This is a genomic window from Bradyrhizobium sp. LTSP849 (assembly GCF_000938255.1).
GTDB lineage: Bacteria > Pseudomonadota > Alphaproteobacteria > Rhizobiales > Xanthobacteraceae > Bradyrhizobium.
Genome location: NZ_JYMR01000053.1, coordinates 217,845 through 242,270, shown reverse-complemented (window position 1 = coordinate 242,270; position 24,426 = coordinate 217,845). Strand labels below are relative to the sequence as shown.

The 24,426-nt window shown below is 64.2% G+C and carries 22 protein-coding genes; 16 read left to right on the top strand and 6 right to left on the bottom strand.

Features of this window, described 5'->3' with window-relative positions; all coding sequences use genetic code 11:
* Positions 1-6: 6 nt before the first annotated feature.
* Positions 7-1,287 (top strand): lipoprotein-releasing ABC transporter permease subunit, encoded by a 1,281-nt coding sequence (locus tag UB31_RS34765; RefSeq protein WP_045003076.1) that lies wholly within the window; start codon positions 7-9, stop codon positions 1,285-1,287.
* Positions 1,288-1,294: 7 nt separating this feature from the next.
* Positions 1,295-1,999: an ABC transporter ATP-binding protein gene (locus UB31_RS34760; protein ID WP_045014093.1), complete on the top strand. Its 705-nt coding sequence runs from the start codon at positions 1,295-1,297 to the stop codon at positions 1,997-1,999.
* 128 nt (positions 2,000-2,127) lie between these two features.
* On the opposite strand, the gene UB31_RS34755 is transcribed toward UB31_RS34760, so the two are convergent.
* Entirely contained in the window at positions 2,128-3,207 is a 1,080-nt protein-coding gene (locus UB31_RS34755; protein WP_045014092.1) for a zinc-binding dehydrogenase, read from the bottom strand.
* Positions 3,208-3,314: 107 nt separating this feature from the next.
* Between UB31_RS34755 and UB31_RS34750 the strand changes: the two genes are divergently transcribed.
* Positions 3,315-4,088: a helix-turn-helix transcriptional regulator gene (locus tag UB31_RS34750; protein ID WP_045014199.1), complete on the top strand. Its 774-nt coding sequence runs from the start codon at positions 3,315-3,317 to the stop codon at positions 4,086-4,088.
* Positions 4,089-4,135: 47 nt separating this feature from the next.
* Here UB31_RS34750 and UB31_RS34745 read toward each other — a convergent pair whose 3' ends face one another.
* Complete coding sequence (locus tag UB31_RS34745; protein ID WP_045014091.1) at positions 4,136-5,038, bottom strand: LysR family transcriptional regulator; 903 nt, start codon at positions 5,036-5,038, stop codon at positions 4,136-4,138.
* Positions 5,039-5,187: 149 nt separating this feature from the next.
* Between UB31_RS34745 and UB31_RS34740 the strand changes: the two genes are divergently transcribed.
* The 4 genes from UB31_RS34740 (at position 5,188) to UB31_RS34730 (ending at position 7,328) form a co-directional block, all read left to right on the top strand.
* Positions 5,188-5,853 carry an NIPSNAP family protein gene (locus UB31_RS34740; RefSeq protein ID WP_045014090.1) on the top strand — a complete coding sequence of 222 codons (666 nt, stop codon included), beginning with the start codon at positions 5,188-5,190 and terminating at the stop codon, positions 5,851-5,853.
* A 70-nt stretch (positions 5,854-5,923) separates the two neighbouring features.
* Entirely contained in the window at positions 5,924-6,076 is a 153-nt protein-coding gene (locus tag UB31_RS40910) for a DUF1127 domain-containing protein (protein ID WP_156175687.1), read from the top strand.
* 206 nt (positions 6,077-6,282) lie between these two features.
* Positions 6,283-6,675, top strand: coding sequence for an ester cyclase (locus UB31_RS34735; protein WP_502691306.1), 393 nt, complete (start codon positions 6,283-6,285; stop codon positions 6,673-6,675).
* 137 nt (positions 6,676-6,812) lie between these two features.
* Positions 6,813-7,328 carry a GrpB family protein gene (locus tag UB31_RS34730; protein ID WP_045014088.1) on the top strand — a complete coding sequence of 172 codons (516 nt, stop codon included), beginning with the start codon at positions 6,813-6,815 and terminating at the stop codon, positions 7,326-7,328.
* Between the two features lie 56 nt (positions 7,329-7,384).
* Here UB31_RS34730 and UB31_RS34725 read toward each other — a convergent pair whose 3' ends face one another.
* A complete protein-coding gene (locus UB31_RS34725) occupies positions 7,385-8,710 on the bottom strand; it encodes an MFS transporter (protein WP_045014087.1) in 1,326 nt (441 codons plus the stop codon).
* A 363-nt stretch (positions 8,711-9,073) separates the two neighbouring features.
* Here UB31_RS34725 and UB31_RS34720 point away from each other — a divergent pair, with 363 nt between their 5' ends.
* On the top strand, positions 9,074-9,268 hold the full coding sequence (locus UB31_RS34720) for a hypothetical protein (protein ID WP_045014086.1): 195 nt from the start codon (positions 9,074-9,076) through the stop codon (positions 9,266-9,268).
* A 109-nt stretch (positions 9,269-9,377) separates the two neighbouring features.
* Positions 9,378-11,084 carry an arylsulfatase gene (locus tag UB31_RS34715; RefSeq protein WP_045014085.1) on the top strand — a complete coding sequence of 569 codons (1,707 nt, stop codon included), beginning with the start codon at positions 9,378-9,380 and terminating at the stop codon, positions 11,082-11,084.
* A gap of 73 nt (positions 11,085-11,157) precedes the next feature.
* On the opposite strand, the gene UB31_RS34710 is transcribed toward UB31_RS34715, so the two are convergent.
* The 3 genes from UB31_RS34710 to UB31_RS34700 all read right to left on the bottom strand — a co-directional run bounded on the left by UB31_RS34710 (position 11,158) and on the right by UB31_RS34700 (position 13,091).
* The gene (locus tag UB31_RS34710) at positions 11,158-12,417 is read right to left on the bottom strand and encodes a hypothetical protein (protein WP_045014084.1); all 1,260 of its coding nucleotides are present in this window, start codon (positions 12,415-12,417) and stop codon (positions 11,158-11,160) included.
* 115 nt (positions 12,418-12,532) lie between these two features.
* Complete coding sequence (locus UB31_RS34705) at positions 12,533-12,781, bottom strand: DUF3551 domain-containing protein (RefSeq protein ID WP_045014083.1); 249 nt, start codon at positions 12,779-12,781, stop codon at positions 12,533-12,535.
* A 1-nt stretch (position 12,782) separates the two neighbouring features.
* Positions 12,783-13,091, bottom strand: a complete 309-nt coding sequence (locus UB31_RS34700; RefSeq protein ID WP_082078729.1) for a DUF3551 domain-containing protein — start codon at positions 13,089-13,091, stop codon at positions 12,783-12,785.
* 254 nt (positions 13,092-13,345) lie between these two features.
* On the opposite strand from UB31_RS34700, the gene UB31_RS34695 reads away from it, so the two are divergent.
* The 7 genes from UB31_RS34695 to UB31_RS34665 all read left to right on the top strand — a co-directional run bounded on the left by UB31_RS34695 (position 13,346) and on the right by UB31_RS34665 (position 24,384).
* Entirely contained in the window at positions 13,346-14,074 is a 729-nt protein-coding gene (locus UB31_RS34695) for an outer membrane protein (protein WP_045003069.1), read from the top strand.
* Between the two features lie 461 nt (positions 14,075-14,535).
* Positions 14,536-18,039, top strand: a complete 3,504-nt coding sequence (gene dnaE / locus UB31_RS34690; RefSeq protein WP_045014082.1) for a DNA polymerase III subunit alpha — start codon at positions 14,536-14,538, stop codon at positions 18,037-18,039.
* Positions 18,040-18,148: 109 nt separating this feature from the next.
* The gene (locus UB31_RS34685; protein ID WP_050044903.1) at positions 18,149-18,676 is read left to right on the top strand and encodes a DUF2846 domain-containing protein; all 528 of its coding nucleotides are present in this window, start codon (positions 18,149-18,151) and stop codon (positions 18,674-18,676) included.
* 58 nt (positions 18,677-18,734) lie between these two features.
* Positions 18,735-19,472 carry a carbonic anhydrase gene (locus tag UB31_RS34680; protein WP_045014081.1) on the top strand — a complete coding sequence of 246 codons (738 nt, stop codon included), beginning with the start codon at positions 18,735-18,737 and terminating at the stop codon, positions 19,470-19,472.
* A gap of 99 nt (positions 19,473-19,571) precedes the next feature.
* Positions 19,572-20,915, top strand: coding sequence for a S1C family serine protease (locus UB31_RS34675; RefSeq protein ID WP_245306117.1), 1,344 nt, complete (start codon positions 19,572-19,574; stop codon positions 20,913-20,915).
* On the top strand, positions 20,912-21,874 hold the full coding sequence (locus tag UB31_RS34670; RefSeq protein WP_045014079.1) for an FHA domain-containing protein: 963 nt from the start codon (positions 20,912-20,914) through the stop codon (positions 21,872-21,874). The genes UB31_RS34675 and UB31_RS34670 overlap by 4 nt, the downstream gene beginning before the upstream one ends.
* Positions 21,875-22,056: 182 nt before the next feature.
* Complete coding sequence (locus tag UB31_RS34665; protein ID WP_045014078.1) at positions 22,057-24,384, top strand: caspase family protein; 2,328 nt, start codon at positions 22,057-22,059, stop codon at positions 24,382-24,384.
* The last annotated feature ends 42 nt before the right edge of the window (positions 24,385-24,426 follow it).

The window sequence follows — 24,426 nt, the reverse complement described above, 5'->3', positions numbered from 1 at the left end:
CAAGCGATGGATGAAACCATGACCGAAACCGTGCAGACCGCGCCTTTTGCGCCCTTCGAGTGGATGCTGTCGGCGCGCTATTTGCGGGCGCGCCGCAAGGAGGGATTCATCTCGGTCATCGCCGGGTTCTCCTTCCTCGGCATCATGCTGGGCGTGGCGACCCTGATCATCGTCATGGCCGTCATGAACGGCTTCCGCAAAGAGCTGCTCGACAAGATTTTGGGCCTCAATGGCCATATCCTGGTCCAGCCGCTGGAATCGCCGCTGACCGACTGGAAGGATGTCGCCGAGCGCATCAGTCAGGTCCAGGGCATCCGGTTGGCTGCCCCCGTCGTCGACGGCCAGGCGCTGGCGTCCTCGCCCTGGAACGCCTCGGGCGTGCTGGTGCGCGGCATCCGCTCCGACGACCTCAACAACCTCACCTCGATCGCCAAGAACATCAAGCAGGGCTCGCTCGAGGGCTTTGACGACGGGCAGGGTGTCGCCATCGGCCGGCGCTTGGCCGACCAGTTGTCGCTGCATGCCGGCGACAGCGTGACGCTGGTGGCGCCGAAGGGCGCGGTGACGCCGATGGGCACCACGCCGCGCATAAAACCGTACAAGATCGTCGCGGTGTTCGAGATCGGCATGTCCGAGTACGATCTCGGCTTCGTCTTCATGCCGCTGGCCGAAGCACAGGCCTATTTCAACCGCAGCAGCGACGTCACCTCGATCGAGGTGTTCACCACCAATCCCGATAAGATCGACTCGTTTCGCAAGTCGGTGACGGAGGCCGCCGGCCGCCCGGTGTTCCTGGTCGACTGGCGGCAGCGCAACTCGACCTTCTTCAATGCGCTCCAGGTCGAGCGCAACGTGATGTTCCTGATCCTGACCATGATCGTGCTGGTCGCGGCGCTCAACATCGTCTCCGGCCTGATCATGCTGGTGAAGGACAAGGGCAGCGATATCGCGATCCTGCGCACGATGGGCGCCTCGCAAGGCTCGATCATGCGGATCTTCCTGATCACGGGGGCCTCGATCGGCGTGGTCGGCACGCTGGTCGGGTTCGTCGTCGGCCTCGTGATATGCCTCAACATCGAATCGATCCGGCAGTTTCTGTCCTGGCTCACCAGCACCGAATTGTTTTCGCCAGAGCTCTACTTCCTCTCAAAACTGCCCGCGGAGATCGATGTCGGCGAGACCACGGCCGTCGTCGTCATGGCGCTGACGCTGTCGTTCCTTGCGACGCTGTATCCGTCGTGGCGCGCCGCGCGCCTCGATCCCGTCGAAGCGCTGCGGTATGAGTGAGGGGGTGATGGAGCAGCAGCATGGAGCGGAAGATGTACCGGTCATTTATCTCCACGAGATAAAGCGGCAGTACTTGCAGGGCGAGGCGGCGCTGACGATCCTCGACAACGCCAAGCTCGCGCTGTGGGCGGGACAATCCGTGGCGCTGGTGGCGCCGTCGGGCTCGGGCAAGTCGACGCTGCTGCACATTGCGGGCCTGCTCGAAGCCCCCGATTCCGGAGAGGTTTACGTCAACGGCGCGCCGACCTCGCAACTGCCCGACATCGAGCGCACCCAGCTTCGCCGCACCGATATCGGCTTCGTCTACCAGTCGCACCGGCTGCTGCCGGAGTTCTCGGCGCTGGAGAACGTGATGATGCCGCAGATGATCCGCGGCCTGAAGAAATCCGAGAGCGTCAAGCGCGCCAAGGAAATCCTCGGCTATCTCGGCCTCGGCGACCGCATCACCCATCGCCCCGCCGAGCTGTCGGGCGGTGAGCAGCAGCGCGTTGCGATCGCGCGCGCGGTGGCGAATGCACCGCGGGTGCTGTTTGCGGACGAGCCGACCGGCAATCTCGATCCGCACACCGCGGACCACGTGTTCCAGGCCCTGATGCAGCTCGTGAAGGCCACGCAGGTGTCGATGCTGATCGCGACCCACAACATGGAGCTCGCCGGCCGCATGGACCGGCGCGTGTCGCTGTCGAACGGCCAAGTGGTCGAGCTCGACTAAAAAAGTCGAAAACAACCCCATGCACAGTAGCCGGCCGTTGCCGGCTTCGATCGGGGTGACGTCTTCCAGCCATCTGATAGATCAGGCAAACCCGCTGCGACGGCGCATCGCCGCAGCGGCCAGGCCGGTTACGGCCGGATCACCGTCAATTTGAATGGCCCGCCATTGGCCGCGGCGTGCGTCACGGCGTCATTGGCATGGTCGAGATCGAACGCCGTCGTCTCGTACTCCTCCAGCCGCAGCAACCCGGATCGCACCAGCGAGATCAGGCGGTTCGCCGCATCCGGCGGGTACATGAAGACGCCGTGGATGCTGATGCAGTTGCGCATGATCCAGGGGTAGGGCAGCTCCAGGCCCGCGCCGCCGGCCATGCCGACGCCGCCCATCAGCACGACCCGGCCGTAAGCGCGCACCGTCATGATCGCCGCGCGCACCACCGCCGTGCTGACCGAGGGCGGCATGATGTCGAACACGCAATCGATCGGGCCAGGTGCCGCGCGCTTCATCGCCTCGCGGTCGTCGTCCTCATTGCCGGTGAGCTTGACCGGCTTCACCCGCGCGCCGAAGCGGCGAACGAGATCGGCCAGGATTGTTTCGTTGCGGCCGGGCGTCACCACGCAGGCCGCGCCCATCGCGAGTGCGACCGACACCGCCGCGCTGCCGAAATTGCCGGTGGCGCCGCTCACCAGCACCGTCTCGCCCGGCTGAAGGTTGGCGGCGAGAAAGCCGCCATAGGGCACCAGCAGCGTCCCCAGCGCGCACCATTGCGTGGCCTCCTCGGATGTGATCTGGCCGAGCCGCTTGACGTTCTCGGTCGGCACCCGCATCTGCTTGGCAAACGAGCCGTGGCGAAAATGCTGTTGCAGGCGCATGCCGCCGGGACCGGCGGCCGTTAAACCTTGCAGGGCGATATCGGGCGCGACCGCGTCGTCGCGCGACCGCACCGTCGGGTCGCAGAACACCCAGTCGCCGATTTCGAGCTTGGTTGCGTCCGGGCCAATCGTGCGCACCCGGCCGATGCCGCCCGGGCCCGGGATGATCGGCAGTTCGAGCGCGTAATTGCGTTCGCCGCTGAAGACCTCGTTCATGTAGGACAGCACGCGCGTGGCGACGACGTCGACGATGACCTCGCCGGTGCCGAGCACCGGTTCCGGGGCATTCTCGATCACCAGCGGCGATCCGAAGGATTTAAGTACGGCAGCTTTCATGATGTTCACCTCAAAGTCGGGTGAAACCAATATGCGCCGCCTTTGCAGGGCTAGGAAGGCCTGGTATTATCCTAGTATTGTCCGGACCCTCCATCGAGGCAGTCATCATGGCCGACCCACGCCGCGTCGAATTCGGTGACTTCCTCAGGTCGCGCCGCGAAAAGCTGTCGCCGAAGACCGTCGGGCTTCCCGCAGGCCAGCGGCGACGAACCGCAGGTCTCCGGCGCGAGGAGGTGGCGCAGCTCGCCGGCATCGGGGTCGACTGGTACATCCGCCTCGAGCAGGGCCGCACCGTCAGCCCGTCGGTCACCACCGTCGACGCGCTGGCCCGCGCGCTACGTCTGACGAAGACCGAGCATGCGCATCTGAAGGCGCTCGCGCGCGACGGTGACAGACGTCCATTCGCGCCCGAAATCGTCCCGCCGCCCATCCGGCGCATGATCGAGAGTCTGAATCAGCCGGCCTACATCACCGGGCGGCGCTGGGACGTGCTGGCCTGGAATGCTGCCGCAGAGGAGGTTTTTGCGTTCGGACGGCTGCCGGAAGAAGATCGCAACACGCTGATCCTGATGATGACCAACAAGCAGACGCGAAAATCCTACGGTGCCGGGTGGGCCGACGTGGCCAAGGGCATGGTGGCGATGTTTCGCGCCACCCACGACGTCTGGGCGGGCGATCCGGCGTTTGCGGAATTGCTGGCGCGGCTGCGGCAGGGCAGTCCGGAATTCGTCAAATGGTGGGAGGCGCACGAGATCCGCAGCACGGCGTCGGGCCGCAAGACCATGAACCATCCCACCAAGGGCGTGCTGCATTTCGAGCACACGAGCTTCCAGGCCAACGACGATCCCGGGCTGAAGCTCGTGATTTATACGCCGGTGTGAAGGCGGGGACGCGCTGGCTTGTGGTGCCTTCGGCCCTGGTCCTATGATTACGCGCAGCGGCCAAGTTGCTGTCTGAGCCAGAGGTGACCAGGATCCTTGTCAAATCGAGAATGCCAGGTTGCGTGGAGGTTGAACCGTCGGGTCTCGAAGGGCAGAGGCAATGCGGTGAGCATGCCGGCGTACCTCATCAGAAATTTCTTCGGTAACGTGCTGACCAGGTCGGTGGTCTGAAGGATCAGAGGCACGACGCTGTAATGTTGAACTGAAACGCTGACGCGTCGTTTGAGGCCCTGTTGCTCCAGAATATCGTCGACGAATCCGTGAAATCCGCCGCCATCTCCCGAAACGATCAGATGACTGAGCTTGACGTAGTCTCTGACAGTTGGCCGCCGCAGACCGCGCGGATGATCCTTGCGTTGAGCCATCATGAATTCCTCGTCCAGCAACGGCTGGTGAGGCATGATGTTGGGGACGGCATTCCTGGAGACCAGGGCGATGTCGATTTCGCCGCTTTCCAGTTGATCGCTGAGTTTCGCAGAATCCACGCCTCGAAAGGCGAGGCGGATCTGCGAAAAGCCCTCGCCACGGATCAACGAGATCAGGCGCGATCCGACGATTGCGGTGGCGTTGTCATTGGCGCAGATGTTGAAGGTGCGATCGGAGCTCGCGGGGTCAAAGACATCAGGCTTCCTGAGGACGTCTTCCAGATGCTGCAAGGCGAGCCGTAGCGGCTCGCGAAGCTCCGCGCCGCGCGGTGTCAGGACCATTCCCTTGCCCGATGCGGCAGGTGTCAGCAACTCGTCGCCGAAGATGTCGCGCAGCCGCGCAAGCTGCGCCGACAGGGCCGGCTGACTGATCGCCAGACGCGCGGCAGCGCGCGTGATGTTCTTTTCGTCCAACATGATCCGAAGCGACACGAGCAGGGGAAGGTTATGTCCCTTGATATCCATCAAAATGATACCTCGTATATGACCTATCGATTTCAATTATCGGACGGCCGGCGCCATAAACGCAAGGATGATCGACGCTCGCGACAGCGGACCAGGCGTTGCCCCTTTCGGGCGCTGCCTCGCCAGCTCAGGCCTTGGGAGACGACAAGATGCAGGAAACCGGTAAGGCTGCTGCGACGAGACTGTATGAATTGAGCACATACACCCTGAAGCCCGGCACGGTCGGCGACATGCTGAAGGCAGCGAGCAATTTAGAGCAAGACATCCGCAGAGATGCTTTCGGCAAGCTCGAGGGATATTGGTCGACCGACATCGGTCCGCTGAACCAGGTCAAGCAGCTGTGGAGCTACCGCGATTCCAATGAACGGGCACAGCTACAGGCAGAACTGACCAGCAATGAGCGCTGGGCCGCGGAATACGCTCCGCTGGTTTCTCCGCTGATTGTCCGCCAGGAGGTCCGCTTGCTCAAGGCGGCGGTGGGCCCGGTGCCGCCGGCGTCGGATGGAAATGTCTACGAACTTCGCAACTACCGCGTCAAAGACGGCGCGGTCGCTCAGTGGATCGATGCATTTCTCACGGGCCTTCCAGGACGTGAAAGGCATTCGAAGATCGTGGGACTTTGGCATACCGACGACGGAGGGCCGAGCGAGGTCTGTCACATCTGGGCATTTCCCAGCTTGAATGCGCGCGCCGAAGCCCGAGCCAATGCGTTGAAGGAGCCTGAGTGGCAGGACTTCCTCGCGAAGGGAGGTTCTCTTCTCGAGGAGATGCACACCACCATCATGCTGCCTGCTCCGCACTCGCCGCTAAGGTGAGTCCGGAGGCCGCGCCGGATCGGGCGAGTATCGCAATGGAGAGCCAGGACGTATCGCTTTCTTATTCAGTTTGATCCGCGTAGCTCGGGAGCGTCAGCGGTGCATTGCCGAGCTGTCGCAACTGCACGACCGCGAACTTTCCGACCTCGGCATTCGGCGGTCGGACATCCAACGCATCGCATCAACGCCCGTCAACGCGCTGGTCTTGCCCTGCTCATGCTAATGCCACGCGCCGGTTGTGATGCAGTGGTCCATTATGGCGAGCAGACGCTAACTGCTTTTGATTCCGGTTCTCAGTAACGTCCGTTTCCGTCCCCTTAACGTACTTCGCCTTGCTTTGGTTTAGGTGCAAAATTCAAGAATTGCGCACCGCACGATTTGGGCCAAGAATGGGGGGAAGCGGAAGGTCGATCCATGGAGAGTTCCGTTTTGGCGTCTACGTCTCTTACCGATCTCTACCGCGCCTACATCGACTGCCTGAACCGACAGGACTGGGACGAACTCGGGCAATACGTCGATGACGAGGTCGAGCATAACGGCCGACCGCTTAAGCTGTCCGGCTACCGTGACATGCTCGTCCAGGACTTCGAGGACATCCCCGATCTCCGCTTCAACATCCAGCTTCTGCTCGGCTCTCCCCCGTTCGTCGCCGCGCGCCTCGCCTTCAGATGCTCCCCAAAGGGGAAATTCCTCGGGCTGAGCGTCAACGGGCGCATGCTCTCGTTTGCGGAGAACGTTTTCTACGAGTTCAGACTCTCCAAGATCGCGTCGGTTTGGTCGGTCATCGACAAGGTCGCCATCGAGGCTCAGCTTCCCGGGTAACGGGCAGCGCCCGCTCGTGCGGTGCTGCACGAGAATTCCGGTTCAACAATTCCAACGAGTTTGGCCGTGCTAGAATTAGGTAGAAATCAACGCCGCTTGTCGTATGGGTCTGGGCGGGCGGTCATGGAGCCAAGGGCATGGATGAAGTCGAGATCGTCGATTACGATCCCCGATGGTCGCTCCTGTTTGACGAAGAGGCCGAGCGGTTGCGCAAGGTCCTCGATCCATCATTGATCGTGGGACTCGAGCATTTCGGAAGCACTGCGATATCCGGCCTGTCTGCCAAGCCCATCATAGATATCCTGATCGCGGTCCGTTCATTGGCTGTCGCGCAAGCCACCTTTGTCGACGCGCTTCAAAGTCTTGATTACGTCTATTGGGCCGACAATCCGAAGAAGGATCGAATGTTCTTCGTCAAGGGCATGCCGCCGTTCGGCGCAAAGCGTTCCCATCATGTGCATGTCACAGAGCCCAACGGAGAGATGTGGCAGCGCCTCGCTTTCAGGGATTATTTGCGCGCGCATCCGGAGGAAGCGCGGACCTACGAACGGATCAAACGACGACTTGCCGCCGAACATCGAGCAGATCGGGAGGCATACACCGACGCCAAGTCGGTCTACGTCGATAGCGTGATGCAGAAGGCAATCAAGTAGGGACGTACGGTGTTGGCGCCAACGCGGACCGCGATCTCGTGGCTCGTCCCGAGACGCTACGTTACCGGTTCCTTGGGACGATCCGAATGGCTTCGGCCGTGCGGCGCCAGCGGTGGCGCTGGCCGTGTGGGAGGGTTCTGCGGTGACCCCGCGTCGCTTCCAGAGCTGTTGTCAGCCCGATCCGATCGGGCGTCCCGATAGGCGACGATCCAAATCAGGAAACCCGCAAGCGCGAGCGCAGCGCCGACGGGACCTGTCGACGTCCAGCCCAGCCCCTCGCGGATGGCAAGGCCGCCGAGGAAAGGCCCGAGCGCATTGGCGGTGTTGAACGCCGAATGGTTGAGCGCGGCAGCGAGCGCCTGCGCGTCTCCCGCGACGTCCATGAGCCGTGTCTGAAGGATGGCTCCGAGCGAGACGCCGGCCCCGATTGCGAAGACGTCTGCCGCCAGTAGCCAAGGATTGTGGGCTGCAAGCGGAAAGACCAGCAGCGCGCCGGCTGAAAACAATAGGATGATGCCCGCTGTCGGCATCAGCGCGCGGTCCGCAAAACGCGGCACGAACAGATTGCCGAGCGTGGCGCCGATGCCGAACACGGCCAGGAAGAAGGGAATGACCGCGGGACTGACCTTGGTGACCTCGATCAGTGTTGTCGCAAGATAGGTATAGACGGCGAACATGCCGCCGAAGCCGATGGCACTGATCGCCAGCGTGATCCAGACGCGTCCGCTTCTCAGCGCCCCAAGCTCTCGCAGCGGATCCGACCTGCCGGCCTGGTCGCGCGGCGCGAACAGGGCGCAAAGCAGGATCGTCAGCAACGCCAGCACCGACACGAGGCCGAAGCTCGCGCGCCAGCCGACCGCCTGCCCAACCAGATTGGCCAGGGGCACACCGACGATCGTGGCGGAGGTCAAGCCCAGCATCAGGCGGCCCACCGCCTGTGAGCGACGATCGTTGGGAACGAGCGAGGCTGCGACCAGTGCAGCGATGCCGAAATAGGCGCCATGCGGCAGGCCTGAGAGAAAGCGGGCCGCGATCATCCAGCCAAAGCCTGGCGCAAGCGCGGTGAGCCCATTGCCGAGTGCAAACACGGCCATCAGGGCCAGCAACTGCGTGCGCCGCGCGAACCGCGCGCCGAGCACGGCGATCAGAGGTGCGCCCAGCACCACGCCGAGGGCATAGGCGCTGATCGCGTATCCCGCGGTCGGCTCGTCGATCTTGAGGTCGGCGGCGAAAAACGGCAGCAAGCTCATGGATGCGAATTCGGTGGTTCCGATCGCAAACCCGCCCATCGCGAGCGAGAACAGGACGATGCCGAGATGATGGGGTGCTGAGGCCGCGGTCGAGGTCGCGCGGGGCGAGGTCGCTTGGGGCGATGTCGTCATGTGTCCTGCATTGGTGGCGTCAACGGGAACCAGCCCAGCGAACGTCGCCACCCCTGCAAGATTTGTCTGTCCTACTTAAACCCGGATCAGTCCGCGTCAACACCGGACCCCCAACGCGAGGCAGGCCGCATATCAGCGTCCCGATTTGCGTGTGGCCTTGACGTGCTGCATTTGGCGAGGCGCTACCTTCTGCGGCCTGTCTCCCACCTCAGTGGCCTCGTTCTGAAAATCACGTTGGCTTAATTCGCCTTGAAGCGGCAACCGTTCCGGTCCTGGAGCGTTATGAATCGTCACCGCCCGGTTCGTGGCAGTTGCCGGTGATGAGAACGCCAGTCGCGCTCCCGCCCATAGAGGGAGCAGCACATGCGAAGCCGCATCAAGCAATCATCGACGCTCGGAGATCGCCTGAAGAAGGAGGCGAGGAATTTGCGCAAGCAAGCTGAAGGAATGCCACCCAGCATCCGCCGCGACGAGCTTCTGAGGAAGGCTGGGCAAGCGGAGACGGCTGCTCAGATGGATGAGTGGCTGGCCCCTTCCGGTCCGCGGACGTCGGAATAGGTCCGAGCTGGCACAAACTGCATATGCGCAAGTCGCACCCATAGGTTTTAATGCGTCTCAGCCGTCCAGGGCTTAGCCGTCCAGCAAGACCAATATGGGAGTGCGCTCAATGACCGGCAGCAACAAGACACCAAGCCAATCAAACTCGCCGTCAAAGGTTGACCGTCGCAGCCTGTTGCTCGGCACCTCAACGTTGGTGGCCGCATCCGTTTTGACCTCCGAAGCATTGGCGCAGGCGCAGAAAGCAGCACCCGTGCAATCCAAGCAGGGCGCGTCGACACCGCCAGTGACCACGAAGCCGAACATCCTCTTCATCATGGGCGACGATATCGGCTGGTTCAACGTCAGCGCCTACAACATGGGGATCATGGGCTATCGGACGCCGAACATCGACCGGATCGGCAGGGAAGGTGCGATCTTCACCGACTGGTACGGTCAGCAGAGCTGCACGGCGGGACGCGCCGCCTTCATCACCGGCCAGTCGCCGATCCGAACAGGTCTGACAAAGGTTGGCTTGCCGGGCGCGGAACTCGGTCTTAATCCGCTCGATCCATCTGTCGCCGACGTCATGAAATCGCTCGGCTACGCCACCGGCCAATTCGGCAAGAACCACCTGGGCGACCGCAACGAGCATCTGCCGACGGTGCACGGCTTCGACGAGTTTTTTGGCAATCTCTATCACCTGAACGCCGAGGAGGAGCCACAGAATGCGGATTACCCAAAGGACCCCCGCTTCCGCGGCAAGTTCGGGCCGTGCGGCGTTCTCAAGTGCAAGGCGAGTGATCGCGACGATCCGACTGTTGATCCTGCCTTTGGTCGCGTGGGCAAACAGATCATCGAAAATACCGGGCCGTTAGATACCAAGCGCATGGAGACGGTAGACACGGAGTTCCTGGCGGCGGCCAAGGACTTCATCGGCGGTCAACAACAGGCTGGAACACCCTGGTTCTGCTATTTCAATTCAACGCGGATGCACGTCTTCACGCACTTGAAGCAGGCCTCTCAGGGCAAAACCGGGCTCGGCCTCTACCCTGACGGCATGGTGGAGACCGACGGGCACGTCGGTGAACTCCTGAAGCTCGTTGACGACCTCGGCGTCGCCGACAACACCATCGTCGTCTACACGACCGACAACGGTGCCGAAGTTTTCACGTGGCCCGACGGCGGCGCAACGCCCTTCAAAGGCGAAAAGGCCACCAATTGGGAGGGCGCCTTCCGCGTTCCTTGCCTGATCCGGTGGCCAAGTGTGATCAAGCCGGGCACGATCGTCAACGACGTGTGTGCACACGAAGACTTCATCCCGACTTTCGCCGCCGCTGCGGGCGAACCCGACCTGGTTGAGAAGATCCGGACGGGCCACACGATGAACGGCAGGACCTTCAAGGTCTATCTCGATGGCACGAACCTGTTGCCATATTTCAAGGGCGACGCAAAAGAATCGCCCCGCCAGGAATTCCTCTATTGGAGCGACGACGGCGACCTGATGGCCATCCGGGTTCGAGACTGGAAGATCGCCTTCATGGAGCAGAACAACGAGGTGAACCCCAAGGTGCCCGTTGGGCCTTGGCAAGGCCAGTTTACGAAGCTGCGTATGCCGAACCTGTACAATCTCCGTGCCGACCCCTTTGAGCGGAGTACGACCAGCATCTATTACGGCGACTGGCTCGCACGTCGCTCGTTCCTGCTGGTTCCGGCGCAGGCCGTCGTTGCCAGATACCTGGAGAGCTTCAAGGAGTTTCCACCGCGTGCCAAGGCGGCGAGTTTTACGGTCAGCGACGCGATGGACAAGATCATGGAGAGCGCGACCAAGAACTGACGGCGTCGTTTCATATCCACACTCCATCTTGGAGTGTTGCGCCAATCGGTTGAACCCGCCACGCCCCTTGCGCTTACGGCGATGGCGCGGCCGGAGGCGTTGCGCTGACGGTCGGCCACGGGGGCGCCGGCGACGGGCTCTTCGGGACGGCTGTCGCCGACGCGCACGACGCCACAAGCTGCGTCCACACCGGCGCCAGGCTCGTCATCTCGATGTCGAATCTTGTTGTGTCCGCCTGTCCGTCCGGCAAGGGCGTGGTTTCGCGGACCTGGAGATAGCGCGACGCCAGGATCGCCTTGACCATGTCGGAGCCGACGGCGCCGCTCCAGACCTCATACTTGCCGACGCGTACCGGAAACCCTCCGGCTTCCGCGTTCGTGTCGGCGCTCGCCGCCATCTGGATCGTGCTTTTGCCGACGGTGGCCTCGTCGATCTCGCCCGCGAATCTCAGCGGCACGCGATCCCTGGTTTCGCAGGACAGACGCCATTCCATCGCCCGGAACGAGGAGCCGCTGTCCTTCTTCATCATCGCGAACTTGCTGATGGAGGGCCGCGCTCCCTTCTCCAGCGTCCACATCGTTTCGGCCAAATTTCGCGTATCGATTCCGAACCGATAGAGCTCGGGTCGCGTCAGCGTGTGCGGGTTCTCGAACTTCACTGTCCGGATCAGATCATCAAGCTCGTGGCTGATCCCCATCGCCGCCATGAACGTCGTGCGCGCGCGATTGGAGGTCTCGATCTGACGCTGCCTGGCGTCCGCGAGCAATTTCGCTGGTGGATGCCCGTGGATGAGGAGCATCAGCCTGGAATTATGGACCGCCATCGCAGCGTCAGGCGCCACTTCGCGAGATGTCGCCCCGAGAAACAGGTAGCCGCAGGCCGAGTTGCACATCGCGTTGCGGGTGGTGAGTTCGGCCTCGACTTCGCCGCTTGCGTTCTTGATCTTCAGGCACGCGGCGTCCTGCTGCGTGCCCGCGGCGCACGCCGTCACAATCGTGCGGCCGACGCGCGCGACCGCCTTGCGACTGCGCAGCAGCCGCCCGATGACGTAGGACTGCTCCACGTTTCCGCCGGGCGAGTGAAGATAGATAGGACGCTGCGTGTCCTTGACGCCGGCGAGGAAGCGGCGAACCCGCGGCGCGGCGTCCTGGTCGACCTCGCCCTCGATGGCGATCCAGCGGTCGCAGCCCGGCCCGCACGCGTCAGGGGCCCCCTTGGCAAGATAGATCGTCAGCCTGTGCGCAAATGGAGCCTTCTCGGCCGCCGTTCCTTCCGCATGCAATGCGCCGGGGATCGACAGCGAGGCCAGGAGAACCAAAATACGGGCAAGCATGAAGTGAGGGGACCACGCGCGGTGAATAACAGGTGCTGACGATACACAATGATCGGGGCGTTCACAACTTTTGGTAGCGTGTTGACGCGCCGTTTATCTCGCGACACCCCGCGCTCTAATCGCCGCGCCTCGATCGGCGAGGGGCTGTCGGCTTCCGCACAAAATACGGGTTATCGAGGCACGTCGCGGAGCGGCCGACGGCGAGATATCTGCACTGCTCGAGTGAAGCGTAGCGGCAGTCGAGATAGCCGACGGGGCCGTAGATCTGCATGCACACCGGATAGTTCGGATCGTAGGTCTGCGCATGTGCAGGTGCGCTCACGAGAAGCGTGCCCAGCGCAAGCGTGAGGCAAGCGCGGCGCATCTTATCGCGACCAGGAATAACCCGGCGCCTGCGCGCGCGGGCGATTTTGGTACGCGTAGGGATCGTCGCTTTGCCCGCCGAAATACGGATTCGCGATGCAGGTCAGCGCACGGCCCGATGAACTGGCCTGACACTGCGCGTAAGTGTCGAAGGTGCAGTTGCTCAGTCCCGGCCATTCATCGCCTGTCAGGCAGAACGCATGATGCGTGCCGAACGCACGCGCCGGCGTGCTCGCGCTCGACACCAGCGCGAATGTGGCGGTCGCGAGCGAAAATGTGGCGACAATGGGGAGGGCAAACAGTGCGCGCATCATCGATTCTCCGATCACAGGATTGTGCGCGCGACGTTGTTGCGCGCGCTCGCAGTGTACTTCGCGCAGAAGACATTGGAACTGCTGAAAACTCTTGTTTCAAAGGGTTTCCCGAACGCTCTGCTAAATCTTCATTAATGAAGCGCGGGCCTTTCGACTGAACTGTTGCGTCGAGGTTACAGCAATTCCGTCGATCGCTGCTAAGACGGCGCCACGGCCCGGGGGCCTACTGAAGAAACTGGAACGGGATTCAAATGAACAAGAATTTGTTGCTTGCTGCTGTCAGCCTCGTCGCGCTCAGCGCGGCTGCGCCAGCGGTGGCTGCTGATCTCGCGGCGCGGCCTTACACCAAGGCGCCTGCGATGATTGCCACCGTCTATGACTGGAGCGGCTTCTACATCGGTATCAACGGCGGTGGCGGTTCGTCGCACGCGACCTGGGATCTGACCGGCGTCGGCCGTGAAGGTTCGCACGATGCGACCGGCGGCACGGTCGGTGGCCAGGTCGGCTATCGCTGGCAGTCGGCGCAGTGGGTGTTCGGCGTGGAAGGCCAGGGCAACTGGGCTGACTTCTCGGGCAGCAACACCAGCGCGCTGACCGGCAACAGCAATCGCACCAAGATCGACTCGTTCGGTCTGATCACCGGTCAGGTCGGTTACGCCTGGAACAACGTCCTCGTCTACGTCAAGGGCGGTGCTGCCGTGGTCGGCAACAAGTTCGACGTCCGCACCGCGGGTGGCGCGTTTGTCGCTTCGTCCGACGACACCCGCTGGGGCGGCACGGTCGGCGTGGGCCTCGAATACGGCTTCGCCCCGAACTGGTCGGTTGGCGTCGAGTACAACCACATCTTCCTGGGCGGCAACGACCAGAACCTGACCAATGGCGGCGCGTTCGTTCAGACCGACCACATCAAGCAGGACGTCGACATGGGTCTCGTCCGCCTGAACTACAAGTTCGGCGGCCCCATCATCGCGAAGTACTGAGACTAATCGCTCCCTCGGAGCGATTGTCGAAAGCCCCGGCCGTTGGCCGGGGCTTTTTTATTGTTTGAATTCAGTGAGTTAACCATTTCATTGCGAGATGGTTGAGTTGGCTTGACTCCCGAGAACGAAATGAGAACAATGTTCTTCATACGTTCCAGCAAGGGAGTAAGCCATGTTCAGGATTTTCGTGGAAGAAGCCGCTGCACTGACCTCGATCGCGCTGTTCGTCGGGATGATCGCGATCTGGGCCCAAGTGTTACCGCAGCTCTGATGCGGGCGCCTTTTGGTGCCGCGTCTAGTCCCCCTTGGGGAAAAGCGGGACGATTTGGCCGATCGGCCGCTCCGGCGTGGACTCTGGCGCGGCGAGCCCCCACCATTGTGAGGCGAGTCGGCCGTGCCTGTGCATGACGCCCTTGGTGCCGGCGACCGCGCCACCCATCTGCAGAGGCCGTCACGCGACCATGCCGAGCGCCGGATTTGTCCACCTTCACGTTCACTCGGCCTATTCGCTGCTCAAGGGCTCGATCAAGATCGCCAAGCTCGCCGAGCTTGCGAAGAAGGATCACCAGCCGGCCTTAGCGCTGACCGATACCGACAACATGTTCGGTGCGCTGGAGTTCTCCGACAAGATGGCGGGCTCCGGCATCCAGCCGATCGTCGGCTGCGAACTCGCGATCGATTTCGGCGACCAGGATCCGAACGCGCGCAACGCGCTGCTGCCGTCGCGCGTGGTGCTGCTGGCCGCCGAGGAGCGCGGCTATCGCAGCCTGATGCGGCTGAACTCGCGCGCGTTCCTGGACACGCCCGACACCCAGGCCTCCCACATCAAGTTCGACTGGCTCGAAGGCGAGACCGATGGCCTGATCGTGCTCACGGGCGGCCCGGACGGGCCGATCTCGCTCGCGCTGGCCGGCGGCTACGCCGAGCTTGCGGCCACGCGCTGCGAGCGTCTCGCCAGCCTGTTCGGCGATCGCCTCTATGTCGAATTGCAGCGCCACAACATCGACAAGGAACGGCGCGTCGAGAGCGGGCTGATTGACATCGCCTATGCCAAGGGCCTGCCGCTGGTTGCGACCAACGAGCCGTATTTCGCCGCGGCCGACGATTACGAGGCGCATGACGCGCTGCTCTGCATCGCCGGCGGCCGGTTGATCGCGGAGACCGAGCGCGAGCAGCTCACGCCCGATCACCGCTTCAAGACGCGCGCCGAGATGGCGGTGCTGTTCGCCGACATTCCGGAGGCGCTCGCCTCCACGGTGGAGATCGCCGAGCGTTGCTCGTTCCGCCCGATGACGCGCAAGCCGATCCTGCCGTTCTTCACGGTCGGCGCCGCCGCAAGCTCCGATGCCGCCGCGGTCGAAGCGGCCGAGCTGAAGCGTCAGGCGGAGGAGGGGCTCGCCAACCGCCTGCGCGTGCACGGCCTGTCGCAGGGCACGATGGAAGAGGACTACAACAAGCGCCTGGCGTTCGAGCTCGACGTCATCTTGCGCATGAAGTACGCGGGCTACTTCCTGATCGTGTCGGACTTCATCAAATGGGCCAAGGCGCAAGGCATTCCGGTCGGGCCGGGCCGCGGCTCCGGCGCAGGCTCGCTGGTGGCCTGGGCGTTGACCATTACCGATCTCGACCCGATCAAGTTCGGCCTGCTGTTCGAGCGCTTCCTCAATCCCGAGCGCGTCTCGATGCCGGACTTCGACATCGACTTCTGCCAGGATCGCCGCGGCGAGGTGATCAAGTACGTCCAGGAGCGCTACGGCCGCGATCAGGTCGCCCAGATCATCACCTTCGGTACGCTGCAAGCGCGCGGCGTGCTGCGCGACGTCGGCCGTGTGCTGCAAATGCCCTATGGCCAGGTCGACAAGCTTACGAAACTCGTGCCGCAGAATCCGGCCGCGCCGGTGACGCTGGCGGCTGCGATCGAGAGCGAGCCGAAGCTTCAGGCCTTCCGCGATGAAGACCCCGTGGTGGCGCGCGCCTTCGACATCGCGCAGCGCCTCGAAGGCCTGACGCGCCACGCCTCGACGCACGCGGCCGGCATCGTCATCGGCGATCGCCCCCTGAGCGAACTGGTGCCGATGTACCGCGATCCCAAGTCGGACATGCCGGTGACCCAGTTCAACATGAAATGGGTCGAGCCGGCCGGGCTCGTGAAGTTCGACTTCCTCGGCTTGAAGACGCTGACCGTGCTCGACGTCGCGATCAAGCTGCTCAAGCCGCGCGACATCCATGTCGATCTCGCCACGCTGCCGATCGACGATGCCGAAAGCTACCAGATGCTGGCGCGGGGCGAGGTGGTCGGCGTGTTCCAGGTTGAAAGCCAGGGCATGCGGCGCGCGCTGGTCGACATGCGCCCCGACCGTTTCGAGGACATCATCGCGCTGGTCGCGCTCTATCGCCCGGGCCCGATGGCGAACATCCCGACCTATTGCTTGCGCAAGCACGGCGACGAGGAGCCGGAATATCTGCATCCCGTGCTCGAGCCGATCCTGAAGGAGACGTTCGGCGTCATCATCTACCAGGAACAGGTGATGCAGATCGCGCAGGTGATGTCGGGCTATTCGCTCGGCGACGCCGACCTCTTGCGCCGTGCCATGGGCAAGAAGATCCGCGCCGAGATGGAGAAGCAGCGCGAGATCTTCGTCGCGGGCGCGGTCAAGAACGGCGTGCCGAAGGGGCAGGCCGACACCATCTTCGAACTGCTGGCGAAGTTCGCCGACTACGGCTTCAACAAGAGCCACGCGGCCGCCTATGCGCTGGTGTCCTACCACACCGCCTATATGAAGGCGCATTACCCGGTGGAGTTCATCGCGGCGTCGATGACGCTCGATCTCAACAACACCGACAAGCTCTCGGAGTTTCGTTCCGAGGCGCAGCGCCTCGGCATCAAGGTCGAGCCGCCCAACATCAATCGTTCCGGCGCGACCTTCGAGGTCGGCGACAAGACCATCTACTATGCGCTCGCAGCGCTGAAGGGCGTCGGCATTCAGGCGGTCGAGCAGATCATCGCGGAGCGGACCAAGAACGGCCTGTTCACCTCGCTTGCCGACTTCGCCGCGCGGGTCAATCCGCGTGCGATCAACAAGCGGATCATCGAGAGTCTCGCGGCCGCCGGCGCGTTCGACACGCTGGAGCCGAGCCGCGCACGCGTCTTCGCCGGCGCCGATGCGGTGCTCGCGGCCTGTCAGCGCTCCCATGAGGCTGCGACCGTCGGGCAGAACGACATGTTCGGCGGTGCGGCCGACGCGCCGACCATCATGCTGCCGCAGGTCGAGCCGTGGCTGCCGGCCGAGCGGCTGCGCCGCGAATATGACGCGATCGGCTTCTTCCTCTCGGGCCATCCGCTCGACGATTACGCCACCGTGCTGAAGCGCCTGCGCGTGCAGTCATGGGCCGAATTCTCGCGCGCGGTGAAGACCGGCGCGACCGCCGGCAAGGTCGCGGCCACCGTGGTGTCGCGGATGGAACGGCGCACCAAGACCGGCAACAAGATGGGCATCATGGGGCTCTCTGATCCCACGGGTCACTTTGAGGCGGTGCTGTTCTCGGAAGGGCTCGCGCAATATCGCGACGTGCTGGAGCCGGGCGCAGCCGTGCTGCTCCAGCTCGGCGCCGAGCTCCAGGGCGAGGACGTCCGCGCCCGCGTGCTGCACGCCGAACCGCTGGATGACGCCGCTGCCAAGACGCAGAAGGGCCTGCGCATCTTCGTGCGCGACACCAAGCCGCTGGACTCGATCGCCAAGCGTCTGGCTGGACCCGAGATGACCGGCGCAAACGGCGCCGCGCCAAAGATCGGCAGTCCCGGCGTCGCGCCGCGCTCCAACGGTGACGGCGAGGTCTCGCTGGTGATCATGCTCGATCTCGAGACCGAGGTGGAGATGAAGCTGCCCGGCCGCTTCAAGGTCTCGCCGCAGATCGCCGGCGCCATCAAGGCGGTCGCTGGCGTAGTGGACGTGCAGCAGCTGTAGCCGCGTGGCGGATGCACGTTCCAGATTTTACAAAGTAGTCATATCGGATCGGTTGCAACCCTGCGCTGATTTTGGCTAGCATGTCCCCGGGGAATGAATTGGGGGTGTTATGCTGCGACTGGGCGTGCTGTTGTCTGCCGTTGGTGCCATGCTGGCGGGGTGTGTCAGCGATCAGGTCGGAACCGACTTTGCTTCCGTGTCACAAAAGATCGGTCCTCCGCGCGCGGGCCAGTCGCGCGTGGTTTTCTTGCAGGACAAGCGGCAGGGCCTGAGCATGGCGATCTGCGCCTGCGAGGTGAAGCTCGATGGCGCCCCACTCGGGAAGATTCTGGCCGGGAATTATGCCTATGCTGATCGTCCGGCCGGCCGTCACGAATTGCTGGTGACCGAGCTGCTGTTTCCCGGCGACACCAAGCGCGAGATCGTGATGGAATCCGGCCGCACGCAGTTTTACCTCATCAAGAGCAGCCCTAGGCACGATGCCACGACGGGCGGAGCGATCCTCGGCGGCTTGGCCGGGCTTGCGGTCGTGTCCGTCGCGACGGCGGGAGAAGCGAATCCCGGGCCGGCCGAGCTTGTCCCGCTGGACGAGGCGACCGCGCGAACAAAGCTCGCCGAGTTGCAAGCCGTCGACTAAGATGCGCGGCAGGATTGCCGCTGTATCGACGAAGGCGGCTCGGCCGGGAGGAGCAAACATGTGCGAGAACTGCGTCCATGATGATGTCCGCATCGGGCCTTCGCGGCGGTCGCTCATCCACTTGACAGTCTCCGCGGTGGGGCTGGCCTTTGCCGGCGCGGCCTTCGCCAAGGAGACCAAACCGCCGCCGAAGCCGCAGAATGTGCTGTCGCCCGACGCGTCGCTGAAGCGGCTGATGGAGGGCAATGCGCGCTATGTCGACGGCGTGTCGCGCCGCCACGATTTCAAGCATGAGCGCGAGGCGCTGGCCGGCGGGCAGAACCCGTTCGCGGCGGTGCTGGGCTGCGCCGACTCGCGCATCGCGCCGGAATATGCCTTCGACACCGGCCGCGGCGATCTCTTCGTCTGCCGCGTCGCCGGCAATTTTGCCGGCACCGAGACCATCGCCAGCATGGAATATGCGGTCGCTGTGCTGGGCGCGCCGCTGATCCTCGTGCTCGGCCATGATGCTTGCGGCGCGGTCGATGCGACGCTGAAAGCTCTCAAGGACGACAAGCCGCCGCCGGGGCACATTCCCTCGCTGGTCGATGCGATCGCGCCCTCTGCAAAGGCTGCGATGCAGCAGGGCGGGGACGTTCTCGACAAGGCGATCCGGCAGAACGTGATCGACAATGTCGCGAAGCTGAAGTCAGCCGCGCCGATCCTCGACGCCGCGGTCGGGCAGGGCAAGCTCAGAGTGGCCGGCGGTATCTATCGGCTCGCGACCGGCACCGTCGATTTGATCGCCCAGGGATGAGATGCCTCGCGTGCGTGCTTCGGACGAAGCCGGATTATGTTGCAACCCCTCCGTGCTTTGGCTATGCAGCCGTGCGTGTATTTGCGCGGGGGCAGGGACTTGCAAAGATTGTTTGTTGGCGCGCTTGTGCGTGCGATCGGATTGTCGCTTCTGATCGCGGCGAGCGCTTCGGACACGGCGTCGGCAGCACAAGGTGAAGGTTCGGTCGCCGAGCGTATCTACGCGGCCGCGCCGCCGCGCCTGCTGCAAATCCGCACCTTGGTCGCAGATGCTGGGCGCCAGACCTCGAACGGCTCCGGCTTCCTCGTCTCTGCGGACGGACTGGCGATCACCAACTATCACGTCGTCTCGCAGGCCGCGCTGGAGCCGGACACCTATCGGCTTGAATATACCGCCGCCGACGGCGGCCAGGGCAAAGTGACGCTGCTGCGCGTCGATTTGCCGAACGATCTTGCGCTGGTCCGTATCGACAAGAAGGGCGTGCCGTTCTTTGCCTTCAACCAGGCGGCGCTCGAGGACAAGCTCGCCAAGGGCGAACGGCTCTATTCGATGGGCAATCCGCTCGACCTTGGCTTCACCATCATCGAAGGCACCTATAACGGTCTTACCGATCACACCTACACCGATCGGATCCATTTCTCCGGCGCGCTCAATCCCGGCATGAGCGGAGGCCCGGCCGTCACTGCCGACGGCAACGTCATCGGCGTCAACGTCGCAACGCGCAGGGGCGGCCAGCTCATCAGCTTCCTGGTGCCCGCACGCTTTGCGGCGGATCTGCTGCAGCGGGCGAGCGAGGATGCCAGATCCTCTGACGTCAAGCCGTCTGACATCAAGAGCGATGTGGGCCGGCAATTGGTCGCGTGGCGATCAGGACTCTACAAGTCGCTGGGTGAAGCGGATTTCCGCTCGGACGCGCTCGGTCCCTACCGCGTACCGGCGGCGCAGGCGCGCTGGTTCAACTGCTGGGCCAGCACCAACGCCGTCGACACGCCGAAGCCGCGCGCCAGCGTCAACTCCACCGAATGCAGCAGCGACACCAGCGTGTTCGTGGCGTCCGACCTCAACATCGGTGCGATCAACATCAATCATTCCCTGGTCAAGACCGTCGACCTCAATCAATTCCAGTTCGCAACCTATCTAGTCCGGATCAGCCAGCCCCGCCTCAGCGTCGGCGGTCCCTTCAAGAAATGGTACACGCCGGAGCGGTGTCACGAGGACTTCGTCCAGGCTGGCGCGGCGCCGCAGCATCCGCCGCTGCATGTGGTGTGGTGCGCGCAGGCCTACCGGCAGTTCGAAGGACTTTATGATGTGTCCCTGATCGCGGTTACGCAGGACCAGTCACTTGAAGCGCTGGTCTCGCGGCTGAACATGCAGGCGGTCGGCTATGACGACGCCGTCGCGCTCGGCAAGCGCTTCCTCGAGGCGGTGCAGGTCGCCAAATGATGTGGATCGAGATACTTTCGCGACAGCGCGAGGTCGCCGCACGCTTTCGCATCACCGCCTCCGAGGTGCGTATCGGGCGGGGCTACGACAACGATGTCGTGATCGATGACCCCTACGTGGCCGCGCAGCATCTGCGCGTGGTCCGTCGCGACGATGGCAGCCTTGTCGCCGAGGACGTTGGCAGCGCCAACGGCACATTCATCGACGGCAGCAAGATCGGGCTGTCCGATTTCGTCGTGGACGGGAAGCAGCTGATCCGCATCGGGCAGACTTATCTGCGCATTCGCGACGTCAATCACGCAGTCGAGCGCGAATTGATTGCGCCGCCCGAGCGGCATGTCTTGCCGATCATCCTGGCGCTCGTCATTGGCGTGTCGGTCCTGGCGATCGACGCGCTTAAGATCTGGCTGACGCAGACGAGCGAGCCGCGCGCATCGACCTATTTCACGCCACTGTTGACGGTCGCCGGGACGCTCCTGGTCTGGGTCGGGCTATGGGCGCTGCTCTGCCGCATCTTCGCCGGACGCTCGCACTTCCTCCGCAATCTCTTGATCGTGCTGGTCGGCCTCGCCGCCGTCTCGCTCTACAACGAGTTCGCGCAATATGCCGCGTTCGCCTGGACTTGGCCGGAGGGCGTCAGTTACGCCTATGTCGCGGTCTGGCTGATCTTTGCGGTCGTCTGCTTCGGTCATCTGCGCGAGATCGGGCGCAGCCGGCTGTGGTTGAAAGGGGGACTCGTCGCGGCTGTGCTGGTGGGGGGCATCGGCGTGCAGACGTTGCAGCAATCAGAGGCCTTCACCGATTCCGGACGGCAGCTGACGGTGCATTGGCTGATGCCGCCAATGTTGCGCGCGGTTCCGGTCAGGAACAAGGACGCCTTCTTCGACAAGATCGGCAGCCTGAAGGGCGAGCTCGATGCTGATCGCAGCCAGTCCCGCCCGGGCGAGCCGCGCCTGTGATGCGAGCGGGCCACCTTGCGAGATAGGTGGCCGTTTGGTCCGGTGAAGCTGACATGATCCTGACAAGCGTGTGCGCCATCCGGCCGCCGCATTCGCGGCGTCTTCGTTCAAATGCCGTTCAGGTATCCGCGTGCCTTGTTGCGCGGGAATGCGCTCAACAACAATAGCGGGGCAAGCAAGCCATGCATGGGACACCAGGACTGTTGGTCCGTCTTCTTCTGCCGATCCTGCTGGTTGTGGCCGGCGGGCTGCATGATCCCGTGCGCGCGCAGCAGCAGGAAAAGCGCATCGCGCTCGTGGTCGGCAATGGGGCCTATGCCAAGTCGCCGCTGGCGACCACCGCGAACGATGCCGGCCTGATTGCGCAGACGCTGCAAGCGGCGGGCTTCGACGTCGTCGGCGCGCGCGATCTCGACGGCGACACGCTGCGCAAGAGTTTTCGTGATTTCATCCAGAAGGCGCAGGCCTCTGGCCCCGGCACCGTGGCGATGATCTATCTCGCCGGCTATGGCGTGCAGCTCGCCGGCGAGAACTATTTCATCCCGGTCGATTCCAGCATCACGCGCGATACCGACATTCCGATCGAGGGCCTGCGTATCAGCGACTATGTCCGCCAGCTCGCGTCCATTCCGCTCAAGGCCAACATCATCGTGCTCGACGCGGCGCGCGCACAGCCCTTCATCGAGGGCGGCCAGGCGATCGCGAGCGGACTTGGGCTGGTCGAGCCGGAGGCGAACATGCTGATCGCCTTCAATGCGGCGCCCGGCACGGTGGCGCCCGAGGAGCCCGGGCCCTACGGCATCTACGCGCAATCGCTGGCCGAAATGATCCGCACCGGCGGCCTGTCGCTCACGGATGTGTTCGACCGCGTTCGCCTGCGCGTCAACGAGGCCAGCAAGGGCGCGCAGGTGCCCTGGGACGACCAGAAGGTCTCGGCGCAATTCGCCTTCTTCGAGCGTGGGCCCGACGCGCCGCCGCCGCAGGCCGCGCCCGACCAGGTCGCCGCGCTGCGCAACAAGCCGATCCGCGATCTCGGCGTACAGGATGCCTATGCGGCCGCGCTCGAGCGCGACACGCTGCCAGCCTACGAAGAATTTCTCGGTGCCTATCCCAACGATCCGATGTCCAAGCGCGTGATGGCGATCGTGGCGGCGCGCCGCGAAGCCATCACCTGGCGGCGGACCTATCGCGCCGATACGCCCGACGCCTATTGGTCGTATCTGCGCCGCTATCCGCGCGGGTCGCATGCGGGCGATGCACGGCGCAGGCTAGCGATCCTGACCGCGCCGCTCGAGCCGCCGCCAACTTTCGCGATGATGGACTATGACGTGCCGCCACCGCCGCCGGAGGAGGTGGTCTATATCGACCGTCCGGTGCTGCTGTTCGGCGATCCCGTGTTCGGTTTCGCGCCGCCGCCACCGCCGCCGGTTTACTATCTGCCGCCGCCGCCGCCGGACTTCGTGGTACTGGCGCCGCCGCTGCCGGTCGTCGGCCTGTTCGTGCTGCCGCAGCCGATGTTCGTGCCGATCCCGGTGTTCGTCCGGCCGCCGATCTATGTCGCGCCGCCGCCGAACAACATCATCTACCAGAACAGCCACAACACCACGGTCATCAACACCGTGATCAACCAGGCGCCGGCCCCGCCGCCGGCCGGGAATGCCGCGGCCGCAGCGATCGTTGCGGCGAATGGAGCCGGCCGAGCGGGCGCGCTGACGCCGGTACCCGGTGCTGTGAGGCAACAGGCGATGGCGATCCAGACCAATCCGAACCAGCAGCTCAAGCCGAGCCAGGCGGCGTTCGTCAGCAATCCGACCGCAAAGCCGGCAGCGATGCTCGTGAAGCCGGTCAACGCCGCGCCGACGGCGGCCGCGCCGCAGACGGCTTCGCCGCCGGCCGGCCACGCGCTTCCGGTTCCGGGCACCCAGAACGCCCCGCCTGCGCCTGCCGGCACGGTCCAGGCGCCGAACCGGCTGGCGCCAACCGCAACGGCGCCTGCCAACGGCCTGCCACAGACGCATCCCAATGCGGCGACGGCGCCGTCGAATGCGGCCGTTCCCGCCGGTACTGCACCGTCCTCCAAGCCGCCCGTGGCGCAAACGCCGACGACGGGACCGGCGGGGCGCGCGAAATCGACCGCACATGAGCCGGCCGCCATCGCGCCTTCGGCGACCCCGGCAGTCAAGCCGGCGGTGACCTCGGCGAAGCCGGCCGCATCGCCTCCATCGTCGGTCGCCGCGCGGGAGCAGCTCAAGCCCAGGAATCAGCGAGCCGCGCCTCCGCCAGCGCAGGCGGCCAAGCCGGCGTCGCCGCCGCCGCGTCCGCAGGCGCTCGCGAAACCGACGCCTCCGCCGCGGGTGGCAGCCCCGGCTCCCCCACGGCCCGCGCCGGCGGCCCGGCCGGCCCCGCCGCCGCCACCCCGGGTAGCTGCCGCCCCGCCGCCGCGCCCGGCCGCTCCGCCGCCACGCCCTGCGGCCCCGAAGAAATGCCCGCCCAACCAGCCAAGGTGCTGAGGGGCAGGGCGGAACGCCCGGAATAGACCTTTCGGGGGGCCA

What these genes read in the sequence shown, in the direction of transcription:
- UB31_RS34750 (WP_045014199.1), top strand. Translation starts at nt 3,315, where the DNA reads ATGGCCGACCCACGCCGCGTCGAATTCGGTGACTTCCTCAGGTCGCGC.
- UB31_RS34745 (WP_045014091.1), bottom strand. Translation starts at nt 5,038, where the DNA reads ATGGATATCAAGGGACATAACCTTCCCCTGCTCGTGTCGCTTCGGATC.
- UB31_RS34685 (WP_050044903.1), top strand. Translation starts at nt 18,149, where the DNA reads ATGCTGCGACTGGGCGTGCTGTTGTCTGCCGTTGGTGCCATGCTGGCG.
- UB31_RS34710 (WP_045014084.1), bottom strand. Translation starts at nt 12,417, where the DNA reads ATGCTTGCCCGTATTTTGGTTCTCCTGGCCTCGCTGTCGATCCCCGGC.
- UB31_RS34730 (WP_045014088.1), top strand. Translation starts at nt 6,813, where the DNA reads ATGGATGAAGTCGAGATCGTCGATTACGATCCCCGATGGTCGCTCCTG.
- UB31_RS34705 (WP_045014083.1), bottom strand. Translation starts at nt 12,781, where the DNA reads ATGCGCCGCGCTTGCCTCACGCTTGCGCTGGGCACGCTTCTCGTGAGC.
- UB31_RS34760 (WP_045014093.1), top strand. Translation starts at nt 1,295, where the DNA reads ATGGAGCAGCAGCATGGAGCGGAAGATGTACCGGTCATTTATCTCCAC.
- UB31_RS34700 (WP_082078729.1), bottom strand. Translation starts at nt 13,091, where the DNA reads ATGCGCGCACTGTTTGCCCTCCCCATTGTCGCCACATTTTCGCTCGCG.
- dnaE (WP_045014082.1), top strand. Translation starts at nt 14,536, where the DNA reads ATGCCGAGCGCCGGATTTGTCCACCTTCACGTTCACTCGGCCTATTCG.
- UB31_RS34695 (WP_045003069.1), top strand. Translation starts at nt 13,346, where the DNA reads ATGAACAAGAATTTGTTGCTTGCTGCTGTCAGCCTCGTCGCGCTCAGC.
- UB31_RS34720 (WP_045014086.1), top strand. Translation starts at nt 9,074, where the DNA reads ATGCGAAGCCGCATCAAGCAATCATCGACGCTCGGAGATCGCCTGAAG.
- UB31_RS34725 (WP_045014087.1), bottom strand. Translation starts at nt 8,710, where the DNA reads ATGACGACATCGCCCCAAGCGACCTCGCCCCGCGCGACCTCGACCGCG.
- UB31_RS34740 (WP_045014090.1), top strand. Translation starts at nt 5,188, where the DNA reads ATGCAGGAAACCGGTAAGGCTGCTGCGACGAGACTGTATGAATTGAGC.
- UB31_RS34680 (WP_045014081.1), top strand. Translation starts at nt 18,735, where the DNA reads ATGTGCGAGAACTGCGTCCATGATGATGTCCGCATCGGGCCTTCGCGG.
- UB31_RS34670 (WP_045014079.1), top strand. Translation starts at nt 20,912, where the DNA reads ATGATGTGGATCGAGATACTTTCGCGACAGCGCGAGGTCGCCGCACGC.
- UB31_RS34755 (WP_045014092.1), bottom strand. Translation starts at nt 3,207, where the DNA reads ATGAAAGCTGCCGTACTTAAATCCTTCGGATCGCCGCTGGTGATCGAG.
- UB31_RS34715 (WP_045014085.1), top strand. Translation starts at nt 9,378, where the DNA reads ATGACCGGCAGCAACAAGACACCAAGCCAATCAAACTCGCCGTCAAAG.
- UB31_RS34765 (WP_045003076.1), top strand. Translation starts at nt 7, where the DNA reads ATGGATGAAACCATGACCGAAACCGTGCAGACCGCGCCTTTTGCGCCC.
- UB31_RS34665 (WP_045014078.1), top strand. Translation starts at nt 22,057, where the DNA reads ATGCATGGGACACCAGGACTGTTGGTCCGTCTTCTTCTGCCGATCCTG.